At 69.3% G+C, this 10,002-nt stretch carries 3 protein-coding genes, 1 tRNA gene and 2 rRNA genes; 5 read left to right on the top strand and 1 reads right to left on the bottom strand.

What is annotated here, in order from left to right; translation table 11 throughout:
• The 4 genes from RM812_RS19630 to RM812_RS19615 all read left to right on the top strand — a co-directional run.
• Positions 1-105 (top strand): 23S ribosomal RNA (locus tag RM812_RS19630); the annotation flags it as partial.
• 87 nt (positions 106-192) lie between these two features.
• A 5S ribosomal RNA gene (gene rrf, locus RM812_RS19625) occupies positions 193-309 on the top strand.
• 114 nt (positions 310-423) lie between these two features.
• Positions 424-1,086: a DegT/DnrJ/EryC1/StrS family aminotransferase gene (locus RM812_RS19620; protein WP_311574190.1), complete on the top strand. Its 663-nt coding sequence runs from the start codon at positions 424-426 to the stop codon at positions 1,084-1,086.
• Positions 1,087-1,164: 78 nt separating this feature from the next.
• Positions 1,165-1,240 (top strand) — tRNA-Thr (locus tag RM812_RS19615).
• A gap of 55 nt (positions 1,241-1,295) precedes the next feature.
• Here the strand turns inward: RM812_RS19615 and RM812_RS19610 are convergent.
• Positions 1,296-4,049 carry a SpoIIE family protein phosphatase gene (locus RM812_RS19610; protein WP_311574175.1) on the bottom strand — a complete coding sequence of 918 codons (2,754 nt, stop codon included), beginning with the start codon at positions 4,047-4,049 and terminating at the stop codon, positions 1,296-1,298.
• Between the two features lie 392 nt (positions 4,050-4,441).
• Here RM812_RS19610 and RM812_RS19605 point away from each other — a divergent pair, with 392 nt between their 5' ends.
• The gene (locus tag RM812_RS19605; RefSeq protein ID WP_311574173.1) at positions 4,442-9,916 is read left to right on the top strand and encodes a HAMP domain-containing protein; all 5,475 of its coding nucleotides are present in this window, start codon (positions 4,442-4,444) and stop codon (positions 9,914-9,916) included.
• Positions 9,917-10,002: the final 86 nt, after the last annotated feature.

Raw genomic sequence — 10,002 nt, 5'->3', positions numbered from 1 at the left:
TTGATGGGGTAAGGCTCCCAGTAGACGACTGGGTTGATAGGCCGGATCTGGAAGCACCGTGAGGTGTGGAGGTGACCGGTACTAATAGGCCGAGGGCTTGTCCTCAGTTGCTCGCGTCCACTGTGTTGGTTCTGAAACCACGAACAATCAGACCTGTGTTGGTCACCGGGTTGGTTGTCTGTTTCATAGTGTTTCGGTGGTCATAGCGTAGGGGAAACGCCCGGTTACATTCCGAACCCGGAAGCTAAGCCTTACAGCGCCGATGGTACTGCAGGGGGGACCCTGTGGGAGAGTAGGACGCCGCCGAACAATTATTCAAAGGGTTGGACCCCGAACTTCGGTTTGGGGTCCAACCCTTTTTTGTTTTCGGCCACTTGAAGTTCACATGGCGCTACGACCATCGCCGGTATGGGTACTGCAGCAATGCTCAGGGCCGCCGGCGTAGGAGTCGGTGACGAAGTCGTCGTGCCGGCCTTCGGGAACAGGGAAGTCGCCGAGGCTGTGGCCCTGGTCGGCGCGTCGCCGGTGTTCGCCGACATCGATTCGGCGACGTACTGTCTGGACGCCGACGCGGTGGAGACGGCGCTGACGCCCCGGACCAGTGCGGTGGTCGTGGTGCATCGGTTCGGGCGGCCGGCGGACATGAGTCGGCTGCACGGGATCGGGCAGCGGCACGGGTTGCTCGTGTTGGAGCAGAGTGAGTCGGAGGCGCCGTACGACGAGATAGCGCAGCGCAGGCAGCGGGCGGCCTATCTGGACGGGAAGTTGAGGGGCGTGCGCACCCCGGACTGGGGTGACGGGCACACCTACCAGCAGTACGTGGTGCGGGTGCCGGGCAACGGGCGACCGGATCGCGACGCGTTCGCCCGGGCCGTGCGGGGGAGGGGAGTCGAGTGCCGGGTTCCGGTGAAGACGCCCGTCCACCGGATGCCCGGCTTCCGGCGGTGTGTGTCGTTGCCGGAGACGGAACGCGCCACCGACGAGACGCTGGCGCTGCCGGTCGACGCCACGCTGACCAAGCGGGACATGCAGCGGATCGTGTCCGCCTGCAATGCTCTCGGGGGACTGCTGCAGACCGCCTACTGAAATCGGTGGTTGGGAGCACCGGCCTGTTCGGGGTATGATCTATTCCGTTGCCGCGAGGGAAACCTCCGAAAGCGACAGGCCCCTATAGCTCAGTCGGTAGAGCGTCTCCATGGTAAGGAGAAGGTCAACGGTTCGATTCCGTTTGGGGGCTCCAGCACAAAGGCCCCGCCCAATTGGGCGGGGCCTTTCACATGCCCAGGCGCGGTGCGCTAGTCCGCGTGCGGCTCCGGGACGCGCATCGCGAGAATCGCCATGTCGTCGGACGGGGCGTCGGACGCGAAGCGTTCCACCGCCCGCATGATGCGGGCCGCCACCGCTCCCGCCGTCAGCCCCGTGCAGGTGGTGAGGACGTCGGCGAGGCCGTCGTCGCCCAGCATGCGCGTGCCCTCGCGGCGTTCGGTGACGCCGTCCGTCACGCAGAGCAGGACGTCTCCCGGGTCCAGGGTGACCGTCTGCTCGTACAACTCCAGATCCTCGATGACGCCGAGGAGGGGCTGGGGCTCGGCGGCCGGCTCGACCGTGCCGTCCTGACGCAGGCGGAGCGGGAGTGGATGACCGGCGCAGACCACCTTCAGCTCCGCGCTGCCGTCCTCCTGCGGGCGCATCTCGCCGTAGAGCAGGGTGAGGAAGCGGCTGCGGGCGCCCTCGTCCAGGATGGCCGAGTTGAGGCGCTCCAGGACCGCGGGGCCGCTGAGGCCCTCACGGGCCAGCAGGCGCAGGGCGTGTCGGGCCAGACCCGTGACGGCCGCCGCGTTCGGGCCCGTACCGCAGACGTCGCCGATGGCGAAGCCGTAGGCGCCGTCGCTGATGGGGAAGAGGTCGTAGAAGTCGCCGCCGACCTCGTTGCCCTCGCCGGCCGCGCGGTAGATGACCTCGACCTCGACGCCGTCGATGAGGGGAAGCTCCGGCGGGAGGAGGCTGCGCTGGAGGGACTGGCTGATGGCCGTGCGCTCCGAGTACAGGCGGGCGTTGTCCAGGGCCAGGGCGGCCCTGCGGGACAGGTCCTCGGCGAGCTCGAGGATCTCCTGGCGGAAGTGTTCGTCGGTGGGCTTGCCCAGCGTGAGCATGCCGATGACGCGGTTGCGGGCGACCAGCGGGAGGACCACGGTCTCGCCGCCGACCGCGGAGGCCGTGGCCAGGGTCGGGCCGATGCCGGAGCTCGGCTGGGGGACCGGGCTGCCGGTCAGGCCGAGATCGCGCATGGAGGTGCGCAGCGCCGCCTGGTGGGCCAGCTCGCCGGGGGCCGTCCAGACGCGGGCGCCCGGAGTCGGTACCGGGTCGGGCGGGGCCATCTTGGACAGCAGGGACTTGATGCCGTCGATGAGCTCCTCGTCCTCGTGCAGGACGTAGGAGAGATACGGCTCCGACGCCTGGTCGGCGATCGTGTAGACGGCGCACCAGGTGGCCAGGGTCGGGACCGTCATCTGGGCCATCAGGGCCAGCGTCTGGTCGCGGTCGAGGGTGCCCGCGAGGAGGTCGGAGGCCTCGACGAGGAAGCTGAGGGAGCCTCGGCGCAGCCGTTCCAGCTCGCCGAGGCGTGCCGACTCGACGGCCAGGGCGATACGGTCGGCGGCGAACTGGAGGCGCAGCGCCTCCTCGTTGGAGTACCGGCCGGCGGACTCGGCCGCGACGCCGAGGGAGCCGGTGAGGCGGCCCTCGACCTTGAGCGGGACGGTGACGACCGAGCGCATGCCCGTGCCGTTCAACAGCGGGACGGCGCCGGGGACCGCCGCGAGGTCGTCGTGCACGGCGGGCATGCGCGCGGAGCCGTAGCGCCCGGGGCCGGCCTCGACCGGGACGCGGGCGAAGCGCTGACGGGCGGAGGGCAGGCCGGTGGAGGCGCGGACCTCCAACTCCGTTTCGTCGTCGGTGGCCAGGAGCAGGAAGGCGGCGTCGGCGTCGAGCATGTCGCGGGCGCGTTCGACCGTGCGCTGGAGGAGGCCGTCGAGGTCGTCCGGGGCGGGGGAGCCGATGAACACCTCGAAGGGGTCGGTGCTCTGACCCTCGGAGGAGGCGGCGGAGTCGGACGCCGGCACCCGCGAGGGCGTCTGCAGGACGGCACGTTCGTGATCGCGGACGAGGAGGCAGACCGTGGAGGGCTCGCCGCCGGCGTCGCGGACGCGGAGGTGGGAGGCGTAGACCGGCGTGACGCGGCCGTTGGCGCCCCTTATGCCGTAGGTGCCCTCCCAGCGGGAGAGTCGGAGTGCCTCGGCGATGCCCGTGCTGGTGCCCGGGGTGTGCGGCCAGGCGGCGAGGTCGGTCAGCGGCTTGCCGGTGACCTGGTCGGCGCAGTAGCCGAAGAGCTCCTCGGCGTCCTCGTTCCAGGACGTGACGGCGCCGGTGCGGTCGATCTGGACCACGGCGACACGCACGCGGCCGTCGGCGAGCGGGAGCAACTCGGCCGGCAGCGAGGGTCCGGCGGAGCGGGTGCCGACCGCCCGCTCGGGCAGGTGGAGGTGGAACCACACGTTCTTCAGCGTGGGCGTGTACTCGACGCCCCAGCGGTCGGCCAGGGCCGCGCACAGCTGGAGACCGCGGCCGCCCTCACGGTCGGGGCTGCCCATGGTGGAGGGGGAGCCCTGGAGGGGGACCTCGCGCTCGGGGTAGTGGTCGGCCACCTCGATCCGCACGCCGTCGTCGCTGCGCAGGCACACGACGTCGGCGGTGGTACCGGCGTGCACCACGGCGTTGGTCACCAGCTCGCTGGTGAGCACGACGGCGTCGTCGACGATGTCGGCATGGCCCCAGCCCTGGAGCGTGTCGCGGACGAAGGACCGGGCGCTTGCCACCGATCGTCCCAGGGGCTCGAAACTGGCGGCCGCGCGCGCGGTGATCACAGAACTCCTCGTCCCTCTTTCCCCGTGCACGGCCTCAGGGCCGACCGGGTCGCGCCGTTGCTGCGGCAGTTCACCCGTCGGCCCGGGATCCGGGGGCTGCTCCCCCGGGATCAGTCCGGTGGTCATGTTCCGGCCGCCCCTCCGATGCCCGCTCGTCTCCGTGCCACCGCCCAGGCCGGACGTACCGGTATGGCTGGACAGCCGCATGCAAGGTTACTTACCTTCGCCGCCCACACGGATGCCGGTCTGCAGTGTTTCCGCCCAGAGGGTGTGCGCACGATGTGCGAAGCTGCCGAACTGTTATGGCCTGGTTCAGTCGGGGTGAAACACTGGGCAGGCTTCTTGTGTGGGGCCGGGCAGGCCGAATGCGCACGGATGCCGCGGGCAGCAGCCCGGAAGCGGTCCGGCGTGTCAGGGCGGATCGCACGGCAGCACGAGGAAGTACGCGGCACGAACCGGTCCGCCGAGCGGTGGTAGCCGGCACAGCAGTAACGGTCGACCCCTGCGGGAGGGACACAGTGGAGTCTGGCGCAGCGACGCGGGGCACGAAAACGCGCGCGAAAGGCGGACAGTCCCTGAGTAACCAGGGCAGAACGCGGGGTGGCAGTACGACGGTGGACACGGCCGCGCTGAATCGGCTGTTGGCGGCCCTCGTGGCCATGCGGGAGGGAAACTTCCGCAAACGGCTGACGGTCTCCGGCGACGGAGTGATGTCGGAGATCGCGGCGGTCTTCAACGAGGTGGCCGACCGCAATCTCCACCTCACGGGTGAGCTGGCGCGGGTGCGGCGGGTGGTCGGGCGTGAGGGAAAGCTCACCGAACGGCTGGAGACGGGGTCCTGCGAGGGGTCCTGGGCGGCCGCGATCGACAATTCGAACGCGCTGGTCGACGACCTCGTGCGGCCGGTCTCCGAGGTCAGCCGGGTGCTGTCGGCGGTGGCGGACGGTGATCTGTCGCCGCGCATGGAGCTGCGGACGCAGTCGGCGGAGGGCACGGGGCAGCCGCTGCGCGGTGAGTTCCTGAAGGTCGGCCGGACCGTGAACAACCTGGTCGACCAGCTGTCGACGTTCACGGACGAGGTCACGCGGGTCGCCAGTGAGGTCGGTACCGAGGGCAAGCTCGGCGGACAGGCCCGCGTGCGCGGTATGTCCGGTTCATGGAAGGACCTGACGGACTCCGTCAACACGATGGCGCACCGGCTCACCGCTCAGGTGCGGGACATCGCCCTGGTGACGACGGCGGTGGCCAAGGGCGACCTGTCCCGGAAGGTCACGGTCCATGTGGCCGGCGAGATGCTGGAGCTGAAGAACACCGTCAACACGATGGTGGACCAGCTCTCCGCGTTCTCCTCCGAGGTGACGCGCGTCGCCCGGGAGGTCGGCACCGAGGGCGCCCTGGGCGGGCAGGCCCAGGTGCCCGGCGTTGCCGGAGTGTGGAAGGAGCTGACCGACTCCGTCAACACCATGGCCGGGAACCTGACGGCCCAGGTGCGCGAGATCTCCCACGTGACGACGGCGGTCGCCAACGGTGACCTGTCGAAGAAGGTGACGGTGCCGGCCCGCGGGGAGGTCGCGCAGCTCGCCGAGACGATCAACCAGATGACCGAGACGCTGCGGATCTTCGCGGACGAGGTCACGCGGGTGGCCAACGAGACCGGTGGCGAGGGGCAGCTCGGCGGCCAGGCGAACGTGCCGGGTGCGGCGGGCATCTGGAAGGACCTGACCGACTCCGTCAACACCGTCTTCCGGAACCTGACCACGCAGGTGCGTGACATCGCCGCGGTGACGACGGCGGTGGCCAGCGGCGACCTGTCGCAGAAGGTCACCGTGGACGTGGCCGGCGAGATGCTCGAGCTGAAGAACACCGTCAACACGATGGTCGACCAGCTGTCCGCCTTCGGTGCCGAGGTCACGCGGGTGGCCCGTGAGGTCGGTGTCGAGGGCGAGCTGGGCGGCCAGGCCCAGGTGCCCGGGGCGGCGGGGACCTGGAAGGACCTCACCGACTCCGTCAACACGGCGTTCCGCAACCTCACCGGTCAGGTGAGGAACATCGCCCAGGTGACGACGGCGGTGGCCAACGGCGACCTGTCGCAGAAGGTCACCGTGGACGTCTCCGGCGAGATGCTCCAGCTGAAGAACACCGTGAACACGATGGTCGACCAGCTGTCGAGCTTCGCCGACCAGGTCACCCGGATGGCCCGGGACGTGGGCACGGAGGGCCGGCTCGGCGGGCAGGCCCGGGTCGACGGGGTCTCGGGCACGTGGAAGGAGCTCACGGACTCCGTCAACTCGATGGCTTCCAACCTGACCGGTCAGGTGCGCAACATCGCGCAGGTGACGACGGCGGTGGCCCGAGGCGACCTTTCCCAGAAGATCGACGTCGACGCGCGCGGGGAGATCCTGGAGCTGAAGAACACCATCAACACGATGGTGGACCAGCTGTCGTCGTTCGCCGAGCAGGTCACGCGGGTGGCCCGTGAGGTGGGGACGGAGGGTCGTCTCGGCGGGCAGGCGCAGGTGCCCGGCGTCGCCGGCGTGTGGCGCGACCTGACGGACTCGGTGAACGGCATGGCCGGCAACCTCACGGCGCAGGTGCGCAACATCGCGCAGGTCGCGACGGCGGTGGCCCGCGGTGACCTGTCCCAGAAGATCACGGTGGACGCGCGCGGGGAGATCCTGGAGCTGAAGAACACCCTGAACACGATGGTGGACCAGCTGTCGTCGTTCGCCCAGGAGGTCACGCGCGTCGCGCGCGAGGTGGGCACCGAGGGCATCCTCGGCGGCCAGGCAGAGGTGCAGGGCGTCTCCGGCACCTGGAAGGACCTCACGCAGTCCGTGAACGGCATGGCCAACAACCTGACCATGCAGGTCCGCAACATCGCCGAGGTCACGACGGCCGTGGCCAAGGGCGACCTGTCGAAGAAGATCACCGTTGATGCCAAGGGGGAGATCCTCGAGCTCGTGACCACCGTCAACACGATGGTGGACCAGTTGTCGTCGTTCGCCGAGCAGGTCACGCGGGTGGCCCGTGAGGTGGGTACGGAGGGCATCCTCGGCGGTCAGGCGCACGTGCCCGGCGTCGTGGGCATCTGGAAGGACCTCAGCGACAACGTCAACCTGATGGCGAAGAACCTCACCGTTCAGGTGCGGAACATCTCCCAGGTGGCCGCCGCCGTCGCCAACGGCGACCTGACGCGGACGGTGACGATCGAGGCCCGCGGCGAGGTCGCTCAGCTCGCCGACACCTTCAACACGATGGTGAAGACGCTGAGTTCGTTCGCGGACCAGGTCACCAAGGTGGCCCGCGAGGTGGGCACGGACGGCATCCTGGGCGGTCAGGCGCACGTCCCCGGTGTGGCCGGCACCTGGAAGGACCTCACCGAGTCGGTGAACCAGATGGCGTCCAACCTGACCGGTCAGGTGCGCAACATCGCGATGGTCACCACGGCGATCGCCAAGGGCGACCTGACCAAGAAGATCGACATCGACGCGCGCGGCGAGATCCTGGAGCTGAAGACGACCATCAACACGATGGTCGACCAGCTGTCCTCCTTCGCCGAGGAGGTCACCCGGGTGGCCCGCGAGGTGGGTACCGAGGGCCAGCTCGGCGGGCAGGCACGCGTGCGTGACGTCGACGGCACCTGGCGGGACCTGACCGAGTCCGTGAACGAGATGGCCGGGAACCTGACGCGGCAGGTGCGTGCCATCGCGCGCGTGGCGACCGCGGTGACCCGTGGCGACCTGAACCTGAAGATCGACGTGGACGCCTCCGGGGAGATCCAGGAGCTCCAGGACTACATCAACAAGATGATCGCCAACCTGCGCGACACCACGATCGCCAACAAGGAGCAGGACTGGCTCAAGGGCAATCTGGCCCGGATCTCCGCGCTGATGCAGGGCCGCCGCGACCTCCAGGACGTGGCCTCGCTGATCATGAGCGAGCTGACCCCGGTGGTCTCCGCGCAGCACGGGGCGTTCTTCCTCGCCATGCCGCTCGTGGACGGTCAGGAGCAGGCGGGCGCCGAGGACGACCAGTACGAACTGCGCATGCTCGGGTCGTACGGTTACTCGATGGGCTCCATGCCCACCTCGTTCCGGCCGGGGGAGGCGCTGGTCGGAACGGCCGCCCAGGAGAAGCGCACGATCCTGGTGGAGAACGCGCCGAGCGGCTACCTGAAGATCTCCTCCGGACTCGGGGAGGCACCGCCGGCCCAGGTGATCGTCCTGCCGGTGCTGTTCGAGGGGCAGGTGCTCGGCGTCATCGAGCTGGCGTCCTTCACCCCGTTCACGCACATCCAGAAGGACTTCCTCAACCAGATCGCGGAGATGATCGCCACCAGCGTCAACACCATCTCGGTCAACACCAAGACGGAGGTGCTGCTGAAGCAGTCGCAGGAGCTGACCGAGCAACTGCGCGACCGGTCCGAGGAGTTGGAGCAGCGACAGAAGGCGCTCCAGTCGTCCAACGCCGAACTGGAGGAGAAGGCCGAGCTGCTGGCGCGGCAGAACCGCGACATCGAGGTGAAGAACACCGAGATCGAGGAGGCACGGCAGGTTCTGGAGGAGCGGGCCGAGCAGCTCGCGGTCTCCATGCGCTACAAGAGCGAGTTCCTGGCCAACATGTCGCACGAGTTGCGTACGCCGCTCAACTCGCTGCTGATCCTGGCCAAGCTGCTCGCCGACAACGCGGACGCGAACCTGTCCCCGAAGCAGGTCGAGTTCGCCGAGACGATCCACGGCGCCGGCTCCGACCTGCTCCAGCTCATCAACGACATCCTCGACCTGTCGAAGGTCGAGGCGGGCAAGATGGACGTCTCCCCGACGCGCATCGCGCTGGTGCAGCTCGTGGACTACGTGGAGGCCACGTTCCGGCCGCTGACCGCGGAGAAGGGCCTCGACCTGTCGGTGCGGGTGTCGCCGGAGCTGCCCGCCACGTTGCACACCGACGAGCAGCGGCTGCTCCAGGTGCTGCGCAACCTGCTGTCCAACGCGGTGAAGTTCACCGACTCCGGAGCGGTCGAGCTGGTCATCCGGCCGGCCCGGGGCGACGTCCCGCAGGCCATCCGGGAGCAGCTGCTGGAGGCCGGCTCGATGACCGACCCGGACGGCGAGCTGATCGCGTTCTCCGTGAGCGACACCGGTATCGGCATCGCGGCCAGCAAGATGAGGGTGATCTTCGAGGCGTTCAAGCAGGCCGACGGCACGATCAGCCGCAAGTACGGCGGCACGGGCCTGGGGTTGTCCATCTCCCGGGAGATCGCGCAGCTGCTGGGAGGTGAGATCCACGCGCAGAGCGAGCCGGGCCGAGGGTCGACGTTCACGCTCTACCTGCCGCTGCACCTCAGCGAGCTCCCCCCGCACGGCTACCAGCAGGCCGCCGCGGCCCTGGAGGCGGGTGAGCTGTTGGCGTCCTCGGGTGCCGGGGGCGAGCTGCCGGGGGTGCAGACCGAGACGCCGGCCGAGGTGAGGTCGTACCAGGACGCGCAGAACGGTGCCGCGGCGCTGTTCCGGCGTCGGCGCAGGGCCGTTGCGGAGTTCGAGGACCGGCCCGCGGCGCAGGCGCAGCCGTCGGCCGACGGGCAGGAGGCGGCGGCGCAGTCGCACCACGGGATCCGGTTCGGCGGCCAGAAGGTGCTGATCGTCGACGACGACATCCGCAACGTCTTCGCGCTCACCAGCGTCCTGGAACAGCACGGCCTGTCCGTGCTGTACGCCGAGAACGGGCGCGAGGGCATCGAGGTCCTGGAGCAGCACGAGGACGTGGCGGTCGTCCTGATGGACATCATGATGCCCGAGATGGACGGGTATGCCACGACCACGGCGATCCGTCGGATGCCCCAGTTCGCCGGTCTTCCGATCATCGCGCTGACCGCGAAGGCGATGAAGGGCGACCGGGAGAAGGCGATCGAGTCGGGGGCCTCGGACTATGTGACGAAGCCGGTCGACCCCGATCACCTGCTGACGGTGATGCGGCAGTGGATGCGGGAGGAGTGAGGACCGGGTTCGGACGGGAACCGGGCGGTGCGTCCGGGCACCGCGCCCGCGGTACTTTCGGGCACGGTGTCCGTGGTGCCGCCGGG

Origin of the sequence: Streptomyces lancefieldiae (assembly GCF_031845825.1) — a bacterium.
In the GTDB taxonomy this organism is placed as follows: Bacteria; Actinomycetota; Actinomycetes; order Streptomycetales; family Streptomycetaceae; genus Streptomyces; species Streptomyces lancefieldiae.
This window is presented reverse-complemented; position numbering and strand designations above follow the sequence as displayed.

What these genes read in the sequence shown, in the direction of transcription:
- RM812_RS19620 (WP_311574190.1), top strand. Translation starts at nt 424, where the DNA reads ATGCTCAGGGCCGCCGGCGTAGGAGTCGGTGACGAAGTCGTCGTGCCG.
- RM812_RS19610 (WP_311574175.1), bottom strand. Translation starts at nt 4,049, where the DNA reads ATGACCACCGGACTGATCCCGGGGGAGCAGCCCCCGGATCCCGGGCCG.